The organism is Tahibacter sp. (genome assembly GCF_032229445.1).
GTDB lineage: Bacteria > Pseudomonadota > Gammaproteobacteria > Xanthomonadales > Rhodanobacteraceae > Tahibacter.
Window position 1 is genome coordinate 1 of sequence record NZ_JAVTWC010000039.1, and the last position, 16,787, is coordinate 16,787.

Consider the following 16,787-nt stretch of genomic DNA (forward strand, 5'->3'; position numbering starts at 1 on the left):
GGATGAAACTGCCGGGAACGGTGCCGCCGAATGTCCAGAATGTATACGTGGTTCCCTCGGCGATCGGCAGTTCCTTTTCGATGACTTCCAGTTCCACGATGACCTTGGCCGGCGCGGAGCGGCCCGTCGGCGGCGGTACGTTGGGCGGGGAAGTCAGGACGGCTTTGATCGGCTCTCCTTGCGGTGGGCCGAAATCACCTTTGCGGGACCCGCCGGTATCCGCAGCGGCACCCGCCACAGCGGATGCGTTGCCCGGCGTGGGCGGCTCAGCAGAGGTTCCGCGGGAACATCCGGCCAGCGTGAACATTCCGCACAGCAGGAGCGTGAAGACGGGAAAGATCGCATTCATGACATTTTCCTCTATCTGCAACAGATGACGTTTGGTACAGCTTCGGCACAGGTGCGGAAATCTGCCTTGATCCAGCTCAAGCGGTGCGCAGTTGCTGCGGAAGAAAAATTTGGGCCGAGGTCGGCGCGGAGCACAGGTCGCTGCGCCGTATTGTCGAATTCGAACCGATCGGCAGTGCGCATGGATAGAACGGCCCACGCCGGTCGCGCAGGTCGCTGGCGGGGTTGCTGGATTGGCGTGCTCAACCGGCCCGCCCGTCGGAGCGCGGTGTCAGGTAGATCCAGGCGGAGCGTAACACCCATGGCAGGAACGCGATCACCCAACCGGCGGCCGCGAGTGCCTGCCATAAGGGCGCATCGGGTAGGACTTCGGCGGCGACGCGCACCGCAGCAACCACCTGGATGAGGACGAAAGCGAACGCGGCCACACGCCCCAGCTCGAGAGGTCGTCCTGAATGCCCTTGCGTGACGCGGGTCACCATGGCGACGAGCAGGCTGCCGAAGAAGCCGATGAACAGCGCATGCGCGGGTCCGCGGCCCAGGATGAAGTGGCCGTCCAGCAGGTATCGGATGCTTTGCAACGCGTAGAGCGCCAGCGCCAGCGGCAGCCACGCGTAGCCCAGGAACAATACGCGCAAAAGTGGAGGAATATTGCCGCGTGGCCATGTGCGCCACAGCCACAGGCTGCACAGCGCCAGCAAGGGAACATCGGCGAGCCACAGCCACGCATACGCATGCCGCAGTTCCAGCGCCAGATGCGCCAGGGCCAGTGCCCAGAACGCGCCCAGAAACCACAGCGGTCGCCAGACCACGTATCCCACGCACAGGTTGCCCGCGAAGAAGGGAAACATGCGGTGCGCGACAGTGACGTAGATCGGCAGCAGCAGGCCAAAGCTGCCGATCTTGATCGAAGCGAACAGCAGGCGTGCATCACCGCTGTGCAGGTAGAACACGAACAGTCCCAGACCGGCCAGGCCCAGCGTCAGTGCCAGCACGCAGGAGACGGCATGCCAGGTTCGGCCCCGGTCCTGCCATAGCAGGTGCATCAGTATGGCCAACGCCGCCAGCCAGCCGGCCAGCGTGGCGATCACGCCGGTATGGATCAGCACCGGGAAACCTGCGAGGCCGGTGAGAAATGCCAGCTGACCACTGAGCAGACCGGCACCGACCGGCAGATAGTGCCAGCGGGTGAGTTCCGTCAGCGACATCCAGCGCGGAAATACGGTCAGCAGGAAACCAAAAATGAAAGGCGGCAATACCTGGTACTGCATCACGAATGCATGCGCCCAGCCCGGATGAACAGGCGGAGGCGCAAATCCGAAGACGTTCCAACGCGCGTCGACCAGCCACACCGCCCACCATGCCATGGCCGCCAGCACATTCAGGGCGCCGACCAGAAACAACAGTCGATGCGGTGCCGCCGCCAGCTGACCGACGGAGGGTAGATAGGTCGATGAATTGCGCAGGATGTCCATGTTCTCAGGGTCGCCTGGATGCGCTGCTCATGCCTTGACCCAGGTCAGGCGCCACCTGCATTGCAGCAGTCAGGAAACCCAGTACAGGAAGACCCCGAGTGGATGGTGCGCACGCGCAATCGAGACCATCAATCCATACGCCGCCAGCGCCGCGACGAAGCACAGCGAGCGGCGCCGGGGAGGCGATGCCTCGCGCAACGCCACCATACCCAGAGCGATGTAGACCACGAGCAGTCCCAGTTTGGCGGCGAGCCAGCCGTTGCCGAACACTGCCGACGGCAGCAAGGTGACGAGCATCAGTGCTGCCGTCAGCAGCACGGTATCGATGGCATAGCTCAGGTAGCGCACGGGCGCGTAGCGCGCCCATGCACCATGACCGCTCTGCGCCAGCACGCCGCGCAGCAGGAAGAGCCCGCCGCTGGCCATCACTGCAAGGACATGGACCGACTTTATCTGCGGATAGAACTCGATCATGACGGGAGCCTGCCGACCGCTGGCTGCATTATTCGTGCTCGCTGTCGGCCGGCGGCAAGGTTTCGCGCCGCGGCGCCACCCAGAGCCTGAGCACGAACCAGGCGAGCGCGACGGCGCCTATGCTGAATACGGTATCGCCCGGTACGCGCATCCACACCAGCAGATCGATGATCGGTCGTTGCATGAACTCGGCCGACCGCGAATAGGCGTAGCCGTGCTCGATTGCCGCCAGCAACTGCATCGTGCCGATAGGCAGCAGGGTGAGCAATGCCATCAGCGCCAGACCGATGTTGAGCGCCCAGAACGCGAGTTTCAGCGCTCGCGTATTCCAGTGCATCTGTCCACGCAGGCCGCGCAGGCAGAACAGCGCCAGCGCAATGCCGAGCATGCCGTAGACGCCGAACAATGCGGTATGACCGTGCAACGGCGTGAGGTTGAGGCCCTGCATGTAGTAAAGCGACAGAGGTGGATTGATCAGGAAGCCGAACAGGCCGGCACCGATCAAGTTCCAGAACGACACCGCGATGAAGAACAGGATGGGCCAGCGGTAGCGTTCCATCCACGGCGTGGATTGCCCGAGTTTCCAGGTGTGATAGGCCTCGAATCCGATATAGGCCAGCGGCACGACTTCCAGGGCACTGAAGCTCGCGCCCAGCGCCACCACGGCGATGGGTGTGCCGACGAAGTAGAGATGGTGCAAAGTGCCGAGCACGCCGCCGGCCATGAAAATGATGGTGGCGAACAGAACGGCGACCGTCGCCGTGGATGCGGGCACGAGGCCCAGCCGGGTGAAGATCAGCGCCATCACCGCGGTGGCGAACACCTCGAAGAAACCTTCGACCCACAGGTGCACCAGCCACCAGCGCCAGTACTCGACCTCGGAGATATGCGTGTGCTCGCCCCACATGAGCGCCGCGCCAAAGAACAGGCCGATGGCGACCGTCGAAAGGAACATCAGGCCAATGATCGACTGGGTGTCGGTTTGCGGACCACGCAACACCGGCCACAGTGCGCGGCCCACCAGCGACAGCCAAAGTCCCAGGCCAATGAACAGGTACCACTGCCAGAAACGCCCCATGTCGGCATATTCCCAACCCTGATGACCGAACCAGAAGTTGTGCTCGAGCCCCAGCTTCTGCATCACGGCGAACCATTGCCCGGTGAACGAACCGACCACGATGATCAGCAGACTGATGAACAGGAAATTGACACCGATGCGTTGAAACCGCGGTTCATGGCCTGACAGTGCCGGTGCAATGTAGAGGCCGGTTCCCAGCCACGCGACGGCAATCCACAGCACCGCCAGCTGGGTATGCCATGTGCGCGAGAGCGAGTACGGCAAATACTGCGACAAAGCGAAACCGTAGGCGTCCTGGCCTTCGACCTGATAGTGCGCCGTCACCGCGCCCAGCAGGATTTGCACGAGGAACAGCGCGAGTACGAGCCAGAAATATTTGGCGGACGCACGCATCGACGGCGTGATGCGCACGTCGGCAAACGGATCCGATGTCGGAAGTGCATGCGGTTTTTCGCCCCGCCCATGGCTCACCGCGTGATGCCAGCCCAGCGCGGCGATGCCGGCGAGCAGGAAAAGCACGCTGAATGCCGACCACACCCACAGCGCTGGCGGCGGAGTGTTCTCGATCAGCGGTTCGGCCGGCCAGTTGTTGGTATAGGTGACGCGCCTGGACGCGGTGCCGGTGCGTTCCACGGCAAGCGACAGCCCTTCATCCGGCAGGCGCTCCGTGCCCGCGGCCCACGCCGTCCACCAGAAGAATCCCGTCAGTGCGCGCCGGTGCTCGAGCGTATCGACGGTGTCGTTGCGCATGGCATACGCCTCGCGCAGCGAAGCGGTGGCCGGATCGTTGCCGAAGAGGCTGACATAGTGGGCGGCGACATTCGACATCGCCTCGGCGCGCTCGACCGACACCGTGATCGTCCCCGTCTGCCGGTCGTAGGTATTGGTACGCATCGCGCTGCGCAGGCGGCCACGCAGGCTCGCCTGTTGTTCCGCACCCAGTGAGTCGTAGGTGGCAGCACCTTCGCGGCGAGCCCATCCGTCGAGCATCGCCATGGCCTCGCGATGCAGCCAGTCGGCACTCCAGTCCGGTGCGACGTAGCCGCCGTGACCCCAGATGGAGCCCAGCTGCATGCCGCCTATCGACTGCCAGACCTGGCGGCCGGTCTCGATGTCGCTGCGTGAATACAGGACATCGCCGCCGGTGGTGACGACTTTTTCAGGCATGGGCGGGGCGGCCCTGAAGATCTCGCCGCCGGCCCAGAGAAGCACCGAGAACGAAACCACGAGCAACGTGGCCAGCACCAGCCAAAGCTTGCGAGTATTGCTCATGAAAGCCTCCGGACAATTCGCACTGACTCTGCGGCGACGGGGCTGGTTTGGCTCTGACCTAGGTCAAGCGGCGTTGCATCGGCAAGCGGGCGGGCGGGACGATCGGTAGGGGACGAAGCACGGCCGCGTATTCAGTCGCGCAGCACCACGCGGGCCATCTGTTCCAGCCGCATCCGGTCGAGCAGCTGAACCTCGCGGCGCTCGATGCATAGCAGTCCTTCGTCCTGGAACCGACGCAGAACACGACTGACTGTCTCCGAGGCGAGGCGCAGGTAGTTGGCGATGTCCGTGCGGGCCATGGTCAGGTTGAAGTGGCTGCCCGAATACCCCCGGGCGGCGTAGCGTCGCGACAACGCGATGAGAAAAGCCGCCATGCGTTCGTCGGCCGTGAAATCGCCGGCCAGCAAGGAGGCCTTGCCGATGTCGTGACTCAGCAGCCGAAACAGGTGTTGCTGCAATCCCGGCAGTCGTGTGGCAAGCAGCGACATCTGCGGGAACGAGAAGCGGCACAGCGTCACCGTGTCGAGCGCGATCGCGTTGGCCGGATAGCGCGCGGCGTGAATCGCATTCAGGCCGATCACTTCGCCGGGCAAGAAAAAACCCTGCACCTGTTCGCGCCCGTGGCTGTCGACGACATAGGTCTTGACGGTGCCGGCACGGACCGCCGCTATCGCATTGAACGGATCGCCTTCACGAAAGATGTGTTCGCCCGGCGCGAATGGGCCAACATGCATCACCAGCACGTGCAGCTCGCTGAGCTGCGACTTGTCGAACCCTTGCGAAAGGCACGCACTGGAGAACGCGCAGGTACTGCAGAATTTCACGGCGTCCTCGTCGTCGGCAGGGGGCATGCGTTTGCGGGCGGGGCCTCCGGTCTTCACAGCGGGGTGGTCCTCGTGTCGCGGGACCCGTCCGTGTCGGATAGGGAAAGTGGGGCGGCGCGTGGATGGCGGCGCCATGAACGTGGGTGTTGAAGCATACGTCGATGATACTCACGAAAGACGATACGGGGGCTCTCCTGTCTCCGTCGCCGGTGGCGGAATGCCATTGCGGCAGCGCTCACAGGCGGAGCGGGATCTGCTCTGCATCAAGACCAGGCCGAGCAGGCTGACGCCGGGTGGCTGCACGCCGGCGATGGCCAAGCAGGAGCTGCGCGTCGACCGGCGTGCCTGCGATCGTGCACAGCAGGATGCTTCACACCCGGCATTTCTCCGCCCATTCCGGATCGAAGCCTTTGCTCTCGGCGGCGAGCTGACGCAGATCCTGGTAGCACTCCGACAGCAGCAGACCGGGAACCTCGCCCAACGTGAGGCTTTCCTGGTGGTCCGCTTCGACCCGCACGAACTTCAGGCTGAGCAGCGCGACCGGCTTGTTTTCTTCCGGGAAGGTGCTGCCCGTGAATTCGATCACCGCGGTGATGCCGAGCGCACGGAACGTCCTGCAGTACTCGCTGAACCAGCTTTCGCCGTTGCTCGCCCGCGCATAGCCCAGTTTCTGCGCGCGGCTGCGCAGGGTGAAGTTGGGCAATACATAGCCCTCGAAATCCTTCAGTTCCGGGGCGTGTTGCCGCTCGGCCGGCAGGCGGTAGACGCCGCGGCCGAACAGCGGGAACAGCGGCATGACCTTGTAGTCGCTCAGATGCCGCTGCCAGAGCGCGGCCAGTTCCGCCTGCACAGTGAATTCGTGCGCAATGCGCACCTTTGCGGTATCGGCGACGGTTATCGGATTGTCGTCGACATCCGTGAGTGAGCCGTCTCCGAGTGGGCGGAAGGTTGCCCGGACCTCGCCGCCGTCGACCACGGCCCATACCAGGGACTCCACCAGATGGCGCGCGATCGGATGCTGCAGCAGATAGCGGTTCCAGTCCTCGAACGGCCATTCGCGCTGCGTGCAAAGCGCTTCGTGGAAGCGGTCGGTCTGCTGCGCCAGCGTTGTCTTGAGCGTCTTTTTCGCGTCCGACCAGCTCTTCTTCGATTCCTTGGCGAGGACTTCGTCGTCGTCCTTGCGCGGGTCGGGCAGGGCGGCGAGCTTCTTGCCGTTCTCGTCCTGTAGCTGGATCGTGAAGTCCGGCAGCAGTCGCGCGACAAAGGCGCGATCGCCGTAGCTCAGGGTCAACGTGCCGGTTTCGTCGAAGCCCGCCGCCGGAATCGTGCGGTCGGCCAGTTCGGCCACCGTCCAGCCCCTGCGCTCGGCCAGTGCCTCGACCTGGTGTGCCGCCTCTTCCTGGATGCCCTTGGTGCGGAAACGATTGCCGACCGCGAGCAACATCTGCACGGCCGTCGGATGCGGGATCCACGCGAGCATCGCGACCAGTGCCTTGCAGTGCGCGGCGCGCGTGCCGTAGTGGTCCTTCAGATAGCGCGCGACGACCGGCACGGCACGCTCGCCCGCGCAGGCTGCGGCCAGCGCGAGGATGCCCTTGCTGGCAATCGCGGTTCCCTCGGGCTGCTTGAGGTACTTTGGCAGCAGCGCGTAGTATAACTGTTCAACAGTATAGTTTTTTCGCGGATTGTTGGCGTTGTACTGCGGGTACTGCGCCATGAACTGGTGCGTATCCCGTGCGCTTTTCTGCGCGGAACGCCGGGCGAGTTCCCCGCTGATCGGCCGGGTGTCCTCGCCGATCCAGGCCTCGAGCAGGTGCTGGCCAAGTACCTCGCGGCTACGCGGCTCGAACATCGCGCAATATTGCCGCAGCAGGGCATGCGGTTCCGGCGTCTTCTGCTTGACCGCCTGGACGACCATGCCGCGAATGAGCACCGGGTCGACTGCCTGCGCCGTATCCGCCCAGGTGATCTGCGGCAACGCATCCCAGTCGAACCACTCGAGATCCTTGCCGGTGCCCTTGGTCCAGGCCTTCTCCGCTTCCTTGGCCAGGGCCTTGCGATCGACGAACGGCGCGGTGCTGCGGCCCAGGGCGATCAGTGTTTCCAGCAACGCCCCCTTGGCCGCGTCCTGCTTTTCCGCCTTCGCGGCTTTTTCCAGCGCGGGCACCGCGGCTTCCAGTCCCAGGTCGCGTATCCACGCCGCGGCCGCGGCGCGTACATCCGCCTTGCCGTCGGACAGCGCCGCGATGATATGGCCGTCACGCTGCGGCAGCCGGGCCAGCGCATCGCGCGCGGGGCCGCGCTGCATCTTCGGGCCGGTCAGCGCCACCTCGAGCAGCCACGCGGCCAGCTCCGGCGGCACCTGCGGCAACAGCCCCAGCGCGCGGAAGCGCGCGCTGTGATCCGTGGTCGGGTGGTTCTGCACTTTCCACTTCAGCTCGTGCGACACCGCGTTCAGATAGTGCGCGAAGAACGGCCACAGATCCTCGGCACTGCGGTCGCCGGGTCGAATGCGCTCGCGCACGCCGCCGAACGCATACAGCAGCTTGTCCGTGGGCAGGCCCATGGCAGTCAGCGCGAGCGCGTATTCCAGCATGGCCGGCTGGCCGGTCTTGCGGCGCAACGTCTCGACCGCCCCCGTCGCCTGGTACCTCAGCCAGCCCGACGGATTGACCAGCAGCCCCAGGAAGTGACACAGCTTGAGCAGCAGCACCAGCGATGCGCCATCACGGCCCGCAAGCCGTTCCAGCGCGGTGGAGGCGGCTTTCTCGGCACTGTGGTGCAGCGTGAAATACGTGGTCGGGGCTGGCTCCGCCGCCGCGAGATAATCGCGCAGCTGCTGGCGCGTCTGCGCCGTGATCACCGGCGCGCGATGGTTCTCGTTCACGACACGCGCATTGGCCGTTTCGACGGCGTCGTCGACTTCACGCCAGAAATCGTCCAACAGCGCGTCGAGCCCCGCACTGCCCGGTACGGTCCACGTGATGACGGGAACGGTATAGGCGTTGACGGGGCCTTGCGCTGCGGCTTCCCGCACATCCCATTCCGCCAGCAGCTGTTGTATGGATGCGGCCTTGTCGGCGCGCGCGGTATCACGCGCATAGTCGCGCAATCCCGCATCGTTGCGCCGGCGCGCGATATCGTCGAGGAAGCGCAGCGACTGCAGGCGCTGGTCAGGCTTCGCGCTGCGCGCAATCGCGCGCAGAACGGGCAGGGCATCGTCGATGACCCGCCAGGCCAGGCTTTGTGCCAGGCTGCTCACCTGCTTGCTCGATGCGCACGCCAGTTCGGCCAGCGGCGCGGCAAAGGGCTTCAGGGTTTCGGCGGTCAAGGGAGCCAGCAGCGTGAGCACATGCACGCGCTGGGCCGCATCGGCCGGTGCGAGGTGCGGCAGGACGAGATCCGCATAGCGCAGCAAGGCTGCGCCGAAATCGCACAGCGCACCGACCGAGCGGGCGCAGCCTTCGGTCTGGCGGTGATGCTCCAGCGGCGTCGCGAACGCGGCGACCACCAGCGTGGACGGCGGCAGGCCATCGGCGGCGAGCGCGTTTTCGAACATGGCCGAGGTCACGTGCGGGTACAGCGGCCGCTCGGGCCAGAGACGCGCCCAGCCGATCATCTGGTGCAGCAGCGCTTCGGCCCAGCGCGCGCGCGGCGGCACCTGCAGCGCGCCCCGCCAGTAATGCGGGTTTTCCAGCGTGGCGGCGACGATCTCGCCCCAGCGAACCATCAGCGCCGGGTCGACGGCCCCGACCTGCGCATAGGCCGCTTCCAGGTGGCGTGGCCAGGTGTTGGCACTGTTGTCGAGCAGCAGCTTCGACAGTGCGGCGTGATGGCCCAGCGTGGCCGGCAAGCCAACCGGCTCGCCATCGGCGATAAACCGCGCGATATCCGCCAGCGAGACAGCCTCGGTCAGTTGCCCATCGGCACCGGCGGCCGGAGCGAGCAAGGCGGTGAGTGCGGCCGGCCATTCGGCGGACGTCATCGCCGGCTCGTTGCCGGGCCGTTCCTGCAGTGCTGTCGTCATGGATCCCCCTATGCCCCCTGCGGGCTGATCGCGCGATGGTAATTCGAACAGGAACAGCGCGATCAGGTTGCCCACGCGAAAGTGCAACAAGCGGAGTCAGGTTGACTGGGTCGACGGGGCGATGAGCGGGGGATGTCGACGACACGGCGGTTCCGCGCGTGGGTAATCGCGCGGAAGTCGTCACAGCCAAGTCACGCCGGATATTTCAACTGGGCGCGGATGGCGAACGAACGAGTGGAGTCAGGTTCAACCTTTCGTTCTGCTCAGCGTCGCTACGGTTGAAAACCATCGCGGAAAATCAACTCGCTGCCGTACAGCACCTCGACCGCGCCGTCGTCGGCGGCGGCGCCGTCGTCGAAGTACGGCACGCCGATCGCCAGGTCCGTGGCGCCGTCGTCGTTGTAGTCGCCGGTCGTCAGCGAACCGCCGTAGCCGTCGTCGATCGCGGGCGCGCCTATGTCGCGTCTGGCGCTGCGTATCCAGCGCTCGGCGCCGTTCGAGGTCAGCCCGCTGCCGGCCGCGTGCAGGATCGCCACTGAGCCGGCTCCGCTGAGTCCGTCCACCGTGTCGTCGGGTGCGCCGATGACCAGGCTGGTGCGGCCGAAGACGAGGCCGGTCGTGCTGCGGCGCAGGCGACCCGATCCGAGCTTCGAGCCGAAGCGCGAATTCGCGGATGTACCGGGGACGTCCGCCGGCGTGAAGCGCTGATTGCCGGCGGTCGCGAGGCCGCCGGAGTCGCCCGCGTAGACGACGTGCACCGCATTGGCCAACGTGCCGATTGCCAGGTCCGAGGTCAGACCGCCGTCGAACGGCGCGGCCCGAAGTTCTATGCCGAACAGCGTTCCACCCGTGCAGCTGCCGAGCATCCCGCCGACACCGGGCCGGAAGATGCGTGAGCGGGTTGTCACGATGCCGCCGGCGCTGCCGTACATGATGATGACCGCGCCGCTCTTGGTCGTACCGTCGGTACAGCGCGCGCCCGTCGTGCCTATCGCGAGATCGTCGTAGCCGTCGGCGTCGAAGTCGCCACTGGCGAGCGCATGGCCGAAGCGGTCGCCTTCGAGCGGATCGAAGGTGAGGCCGTCGCTGTTGCGTGTGACGAGTGTGCCGCGCGCCGACGTGATACCGGCGGCGGTGCCGTACTCGATCATCACGGCACCGGCCTCGTCGACCGTGCCGACCGCTTCGCCGAGTGCGCCGATCGCGAGATCGTCGTAGCCGTCGTTGTCGAAATCGCCGGCGGCGAGTGCATTGCCGAAGCCGTCGCCGGCCTCGTGCACACCGGGATAGCCGTTGTTGCCCTGCTGGATCGTGGTGACCACATCCCACGCGCCGGCGTTGTCGCGGCGCGCGACATAGGCACGACCGCCGGACGGGAACGACGCGCTGTACGACGGATTGCCGAACGCGATCTCGTCGCGGCCGTCGCCGTCGAAGTCCCCGGTGGTGAGGGTGTTGGCGCGAAAACCGACGCCGGGCTGGAACGTGCTGGCGAAGAACTTGATAGGACTGCCGGTCGTGCCGACGTCCCAGTCGACGCCGCGCAGGATGCGCAACGCGGTGCCGCCGTTCGGGGCGACGATCAGGTCGTCGACGCCGTCGCCGTCGACATCGCCGCTGGTCGTTCCGTAGCCGTATTGGGTGGTGCCGGAGATCGTGTTGTTCAGGGTCGTGTTGCCGATCGGCCCCAGCGCGTAGTCGGCGCGCGCGGTACTGAAGGGCAGCAGCGATACGACCAGGCAAGCGGCAAGACGCGACATGACGATTTCTCTCGATGAACCCATTGCCCGACGGAACGCGGGAACGCGACCAGAGGGGCCAGTTGCGGGCCGTGTTCGAATCGCACGACCAGGACTGAGATGAGGCTTCCTGGCCCCCGTAGCCGCGATCTGCCGTGAACGACGATTGTCTTTGACTGGGGATGCTTCGATGAAACGGATTACCACGACGAACCTGTGCTGGAGCCTGTTCCTGGCGTTGTCTGGCGCGGTCCCGACGCTGGCTACCGCATCGGTGTATCGACTGGGCCCGGTCGACGACACCGTCCTGATCAACCCGGCGCCGGCGACGTCGGTGAATTTCGGCACGGCGATGGCGGCCGGGGACTTCAACGACGACGGAGTCCGCGATCTGGCGGTCGCTGCGCAGGCAGCCAGCGAGGTACGCGTGTTCCTGGGCAGGGAATGGAGCGTGGGCGGCGTGTTGCCCGCCAGCCGGTTCACCGAGACGGTAGTTCCCCTTTCGTCCCAGCTGTTCAGGCCCGTGCTCGCCGCCGGCGACTTCGACAACGACAGCGACGACGAACTGGTCATCGGCGACGAGGAGTTCGACGGCACCGCCGGCAACGCCGGGCGCGTGCTCGTGCTGCGCTACACCGGCGGCAACTGGGTGATACAGACCACGATCGAGCAGGGCTCGAACGGCTACTTGGGCGTCGCCGAGAGCGGTGATGCGCTGGGCTCGTCGCTGGCCGTCGGCGACTTCGACAACGATGGCTACGCCGATCTCGCGGTGGGTGCGGACGGCGAGGACGTGGGCAGCGTCCAGGACGCCGGCGCGGTACTGATTGCCTACGGTTCATCGGCCGGCATCACAGGGGCGCGCGACCAGCTCATCACGCGCAACAGCGACGGGCTCACGGTGCCGCCGACGATCGTCGAACTCTACGGCGCCACGCTCGCGAGTGGCGATTTCAACGAGGACGGCTACGCTGACCTCGCCATCGGCGCGCCCCGTGCACGGTGTCCGAACGGCACGGATTCGTCGGGCGCCGTGGTCATGATGCTCGGCAGCGCCAGCGGCATCGTGAACACCGGCACGCGTCAGTTCCGGCCGGGCGTGCTCGGTGTGCAAGGGACCTGCGCCGACAACATGGGATTCGGTCGCACCCTGGCATCCGGTGCGTTCGACTCGGGATCTTCGTCCGACCTCGCGATCGCGACGGGCGACGATGCGGTGCATGTGCTGTACGGCTCGGCGGCGACGGGGCTGCAGACCGATGGCGACCAGCGCATCACGCCGGCCTCGCTGCCCGGAAACGTCGTCGGTGATGAGCGCTTCGGCGTCTCGCTCGCGGCCGGACGCTTCAACGACGACCCGTTCAATATCTTCCCGGGACGTGGCAGCCTCGCGATCGGCGCGAGTTTCGACACCGTGGGTGGCTTGATCAAGGCGGGCTCGGTCAACGTGATTCCGGGTTCCTCATCCGGACTCGAGCCGTCCCGGGCGCAGCGCTTCACGCGCAGTGCGGGTCTTGCGATCGGACCGCCGGTCACGGTCGATCTCTTCGGTGCGGCGATGGCCGGTGGCGATTTCAACGACGACGGCCGTCGCGATCTCGCGATCGGCGTGCCGTACTACGACATCGAGGGTTTCGCCGATCGGGGCGCCGTCGAGGTGCTGTACGGCAGCGACTTCATTTTCCGCAACGGACTTCAGTGATCGCGAGGCGTGTGCGTGACCAGACCGCTACCGACTCGGTGAAACAGCCGCGGTCCCGCTTTCACCTTGAACTCCCCTTGCGCTCGAGCCCTCGATTCATGCAGCAGGTCTTCGAAGCCAGATGCACAAGACCCGGGTCGCCGCCCTACAGACGGGTCCGGATCATCGGTGTCCTGACCTTCTACGTTCCATGAAAGAAAGAACCGGCGCATCCCTGCGCCGGTCCTTCGCTGGTGGAATGACGCCAGATATCAGTAGGCGTAGAGGCTGTGCACCTGGAACTGGCCGGTCAACGGATCGAGCGCATGTCCGAAGCGATCCGAATCCGGGATCGTCAGCAGCTTGGCCGCCTGTTGCGTGCCGCCGAAGCGGCCGATGAATCCGGGCATGCTGGTAGGCGCGAACGCGTTCGTCGGTGCCGTATAGGTATTCAGCCGAATCCAGTTGGTGCCGTTGCCGTCATAGGTCACTTCCCAGATGCCCATGTCGCCTCCGGGCACGCCGCCGGGAATCGGCGACTGATTGCGCATCCAGCGATAGCGCACCATGTCGTCCCGACCGTTGCCGTTGACATCGCCGATCAAAATGCCGTCGAGCGATTCGCCGCGAACGCGATTGAGCTGCTGCCAGCCGGTCCGTCCGCCGTAGGAAACCGACCACTTGCCGCCGCTGACCGCAATCACGTCGACGATGCGATCGCCGTTGAAATGGCCGAAGCGCAGGCCGCTCAACGGAACGACGGAATTATTGATCTCGGTCCACGGATACACGCCGGGCGACAGGATGAACCAGCTGCCCGCGGCGTCGCGGCGAAAGAAGTCGCTGCGGCCATCGCCGTTGAAATCGCCGAAGCGCAGGCTCGCAAAGTCCATGCCCGCGGCCTCGGGGATGACTTCCCAGTCGCCACGGCCGCCGCGCGAGATCTGCACTGGATTTCCGGTCACCACGTCGCACTTGCCGTCGCCGTCGAAGTCGCCGAGGCCGACCCTGTCGAGACGCTCGGTCGCGGCCTTGAGGTAGGTCCATTGCATTTTTCCGCCGCTGGACCACCACCAGTTCGCACCGGTCGCGAGGAAAAGATCGTCAACGCCGTTGCCGTCGAAATCGCAGACCCCGTACTGGGCAAACGTATTCACGCCGAAGCGATTGTCCTGCTTTATCAATGGCGTGGTGATCGCGCTCTGATAGTTCCACCCGTTCTGCGCGATGGCGTCACCCTGATCGTCGTGCGCGAACACATTGCGCAGTGCACGTGGACTGACCAGCGGGTTGCCGCGGATCTTGATTGCGTTGCCGCGGGTGTACTGGAATGCGTTGTCAGTGTACTCGTAGTAGACGCCCGCTTCGCCGCAGCTCAGGCCCGCATTGAAGAACAGGGGACCACAGTCGGTGGTGCCGTGCACGTCGAACTGGTGGGTCCACCAGGTGCCGTAGACGGGGTAGGAGTCATGGTAGCCGCCCCCCTTGAGCACCAGATTGTGGCGTGCGGTATACCAGCTACCCGGGTCGTATCCACCACCGGCGGCAATGGCATGGCGGTTGTGGTCGAACAGGTTGCGTTCGATCAGAACGTGTGCGCCGTCCTTGGACACCACGCCGTAGCCGTTGCCGCCGACGTGCTGGTTGTGGTGGAAGAAGTTGTCGTGCACCCTGACGTGATCGGTGCTGGTGATGGTGCCCAGCGCGTTGGCGACGTAGACGCCTTGCCCGCTCCAGCCGGAAATTTCCATATTGCTTATTTCCACATTCCGGCACGACTGGACCATGATGCCGCGCTCGAGGTTGTCGTCGCCCGATTCCGAATTCCAATGCGGACCCTGTAGCCGGAATCCCTCCAGGCGCACGTTCGCGTCGGCGAGCGCGGGCTCGTAGCAGCGTACGAGCAGCAGCGGCTTGGGGCGGTCGCGCGTCCATAGCCGCGGTCCGAGATGGCTGGCATTGCGTACGGGATTTGGCAGGCCCGGCGTGGGATTGCTGGTGAGCGTGGTATTCGCGGCGATCTGTACGGTCATTCCGGTCATGTCCATATCCACGTCCGGGGCAAGGATGACGGTCTTGCCACCGGCCTCCAATGCGCGCTTGAGCAGATCACGCCACAACGCCGAACTGCCGCTGATGTGGACGGTTGATTCGCTCGGTAGCGGCAGCCCCGTTGCACGCACCGTGACCCACGCCAGCGTTCTCTCTTGGCCTTGGTACGAAGCGCGCAGGTACCAGCTCTTTCCCGGAATGTTGGTCGGCGTCACGACCTGCGATCCGGTGCGGGTCACCAGTCGCTCGTCGATAAGGCTGGTCCCGAATCGCACGCTGACGGGGCAATACGACGGATAGTTCACTTGCCAGGAGACCGTGGACGAGTTGCCGAGCTGTACTTCCGGCGGCGAGGCCGACAGCGTGGCAGTCACGTCTTCGATGCAGTCATTGGGTTCCGGTGTCGGGACCGGATCGATCGCACTCGCCGGGTTGCAAAGTGCAGCCAGCAGTGTGCAGGCGAGCAGGCGTACTCGCCGGTCTGTGGCGCTGCGATTGAGCGAAGCTGTATTTCTCTGAGACATGAAACATTCCTTTGGAGGCTATCGGAAGAACTGTGGGTGGAGAGGCCGACACGCTTTCGTTCGGTCGTCCGCGTGAGAAGCGCACGCGGTGCGTGCGCTCGCGTAGAGCGTTCCGCGGCGGCGGCCCCCGAATCCGCGTCGTTAGACCTGGTTCCCGCGACGCTATTGCCCGGCGCCGCGGAGTGGACGTCTCGCGTGCCGTGGCTCGGCTTCTGGTCGTCGCCGCGACAATGGCCGGCGTCGATGTGTGGAGCGGGAGCAACATTGCCGTGTGCCGCATCGAAATTCGCCGTGGTCGATCTGCGCTGATCCCGGGGACGCGGTTTCACGGAAATCCGGGACATGCGGCGTGAGGTCGGCACGGTCAGCGCAGCAAGGCGGCGTCCTGCTTGCGGACGAGCAGCCTCGGGCGGTCACGAAACCAGGCGGGCATCCCTGGGGCGCCGGCGTCTAGAGGCCGGAATGCCGTGTTCACTCCACGTCCGCTGCAGTCGGGGCCACAACGGCTGGCGTATACATAAGTAGTAATATCGGATGTTACAAAAACGTTGCGATAGCGACTGCAATGGCCGGTCCGGGTTGCGTCTGCATCGCGCGCCATGCCACGCTGACCCTTATGTCGACAGCGTTGAATTTTCCGCCCGGCGCTGCGTCGGTCGAACATCCGGCGGTACCTCCGAGCGAGGACGCGGTCTTCCAGCAGGTCTATGACCGGCTGAAGTCGATCGCAAGCCGGCAGATCTCGCGCGATCAGGGCGTCACGCTCGGTGCCACGGAACTCGTCCACGAGCTGTACGAGCGGATGTCGCGCCAGGAAATGCTGGCGCTGGGCGGGCCGCGGAATTTTTTCGCCTATGCCGCCGGTGCGATGCGCAACATCCTGGTCGATCGCGCCCGGCACCGCTTGGCGCAGAAGTCCGGCGGTGACTGGATCCGCGTGACCGTGCCGGAACACCACGAGTCGGCCGCGTACGAGCTCGCCTTGGACGTAGTGGCTTTGAACGATGCGCTCGACAAACTCGCCATCTGCGACGTGCGTGCCGCGAAGGTTGTCGAATTGCGCTATTTCGCCGGTCTTTCCGCCGAACAGACCGCGGAACACCTCGGCTTGAACCGGCGCACCATCACCCGGGACTGGAACTTCGCGCGCGCGTTTCTGCATGCCGAGCTCAGTCTGCGCTGACCCGCTCGCGGGCGCCGGAAAATCAGGAACGAATTCGGGCGGAAATTCAGGGCACCCGGAAATTCAAGGGAATTCAGGAAGGGAATTCAGGACACCCGGAAGCGCCGGGA

Annotated in this window: 9 protein-coding genes and 1 pseudogene; 2 read left to right on the forward strand and 8 right to left on the reverse strand. The window is 65.2% G+C overall.

Annotation, left to right across the window (positions count from 1 at the left end; genetic code table 11):
* The 7 genes and pseudogenes from RUU78_RS08335 to RUU78_RS08365 form a co-directional block, all read right to left on the reverse strand.
* A pseudogene (locus RUU78_RS08335) lies at nucleotides 1–349 on the reverse strand (hypothetical protein); the annotation flags it as partial.
* Nucleotides 350–590: 241 nt separating this feature from the next.
* A complete protein-coding gene (locus RUU78_RS08340) occupies nucleotides 591–1,823 on the reverse strand; it encodes an NnrS family protein (protein ID WP_313915522.1) in 1,233 nt (410 codons plus the stop codon).
* Between the two features lie 69 nt (nucleotides 1,824–1,892).
* A complete protein-coding gene (locus RUU78_RS08345) occupies nucleotides 1,893–2,297 on the reverse strand; it encodes a SirB2 family protein (protein WP_313915524.1) in 405 nt (134 codons plus the stop codon).
* 28 nt (nucleotides 2,298–2,325) lie between these two features.
* The gene (locus RUU78_RS08350) at nucleotides 2,326–4,647 is read right to left on the reverse strand and encodes a nitric-oxide reductase large subunit (protein WP_313915526.1); all 2,322 of its coding nucleotides are present in this window, start codon (nucleotides 4,645–4,647) and stop codon (nucleotides 2,326–2,328) included.
* A 131-nt stretch (nucleotides 4,648–4,778) separates the two neighbouring features.
* Entirely contained in the window at nucleotides 4,779–5,498 is a 720-nt protein-coding gene (locus RUU78_RS08355; RefSeq protein ID WP_313915528.1) for a helix-turn-helix domain-containing protein, read from the reverse strand.
* Nucleotides 5,499–5,841: 343 nt separating this feature from the next.
* Nucleotides 5,842–9,498: a DUF4132 domain-containing protein gene (locus RUU78_RS08360; protein WP_313915530.1), complete on the reverse strand. Its 3,657-nt coding sequence runs from the start codon at nucleotides 9,496–9,498 to the stop codon at nucleotides 5,842–5,844.
* A gap of 272 nt (nucleotides 9,499–9,770) precedes the next feature.
* Entirely contained in the window at nucleotides 9,771–11,258 is a 1,488-nt protein-coding gene (locus RUU78_RS08365) for an FG-GAP repeat protein (RefSeq protein ID WP_313915532.1), read from the reverse strand.
* A gap of 169 nt (nucleotides 11,259–11,427) precedes the next feature.
* Here RUU78_RS08365 and RUU78_RS08370 point away from each other — a divergent pair, with 169 nt between their 5' ends.
* Nucleotides 11,428–12,939, forward strand: a complete 1,512-nt coding sequence (locus tag RUU78_RS08370) for an FG-GAP-like repeat-containing protein (protein ID WP_313915534.1) — start codon at nucleotides 11,428–11,430, stop codon at nucleotides 12,937–12,939.
* Between the two features lie 251 nt (nucleotides 12,940–13,190).
* Here RUU78_RS08370 and RUU78_RS08375 read toward each other — a convergent pair whose 3' ends face one another.
* Nucleotides 13,191–15,494: a right-handed parallel beta-helix repeat-containing protein gene (locus RUU78_RS08375; RefSeq protein ID WP_313915536.1), complete on the reverse strand. Its 2,304-nt coding sequence runs from the start codon at nucleotides 15,492–15,494 to the stop codon at nucleotides 13,191–13,193.
* 565 nt (nucleotides 15,495–16,059) lie between these two features.
* Between RUU78_RS08375 and RUU78_RS08380 the strand changes: the two genes are divergently transcribed.
* Nucleotides 16,060–16,677 carry an ECF-type sigma factor gene (locus RUU78_RS08380; protein ID WP_313915538.1) on the forward strand — a complete coding sequence of 206 codons (618 nt, stop codon included), beginning with the start codon at nucleotides 16,060–16,062 and terminating at the stop codon, nucleotides 16,675–16,677.
* The last annotated feature ends 110 nt before the right edge of the window (nucleotides 16,678–16,787 follow it).

Coding starts and splice junctions, on each gene's coding strand:
- RUU78_RS08355 (WP_313915528.1), bottom strand. CDS start 5,498: ATGCCCCCTGCCGACGACGAGGACGCCGTGAAATTCTGCAGTACCTGC.
- RUU78_RS08375 (WP_313915536.1), bottom strand. CDS start 15,494: ATGTCTCAGAGAAATACAGCTTCGCTCAATCGCAGCGCCACAGACCGG.
- RUU78_RS08340 (WP_313915522.1), bottom strand. CDS start 1,823: ATGGACATCCTGCGCAATTCATCGACCTATCTACCCTCCGTCGGTCAG.
- RUU78_RS08345 (WP_313915524.1), bottom strand. CDS start 2,297: ATGATCGAGTTCTATCCGCAGATAAAGTCGGTCCATGTCCTTGCAGTG.
- RUU78_RS08350 (WP_313915526.1), bottom strand. CDS start 4,647: ATGAGCAATACTCGCAAGCTTTGGCTGGTGCTGGCCACGTTGCTCGTG.
- RUU78_RS08380 (WP_313915538.1), top strand. CDS start 16,060: ATGGCCGGTCCGGGTTGCGTCTGCATCGCGCGCCATGCCACGCTGACC.
- RUU78_RS08365 (WP_313915532.1), bottom strand. CDS start 11,258: ATGTCGCGTCTTGCCGCTTGCCTGGTCGTATCGCTGCTGCCCTTCAGT.
- RUU78_RS08360 (WP_313915530.1), bottom strand. CDS start 9,498: ATGACGACAGCACTGCAGGAACGGCCCGGCAACGAGCCGGCGATGACG.
- RUU78_RS08370 (WP_313915534.1), top strand. CDS start 11,428: ATGAAACGGATTACCACGACGAACCTGTGCTGGAGCCTGTTCCTGGCG.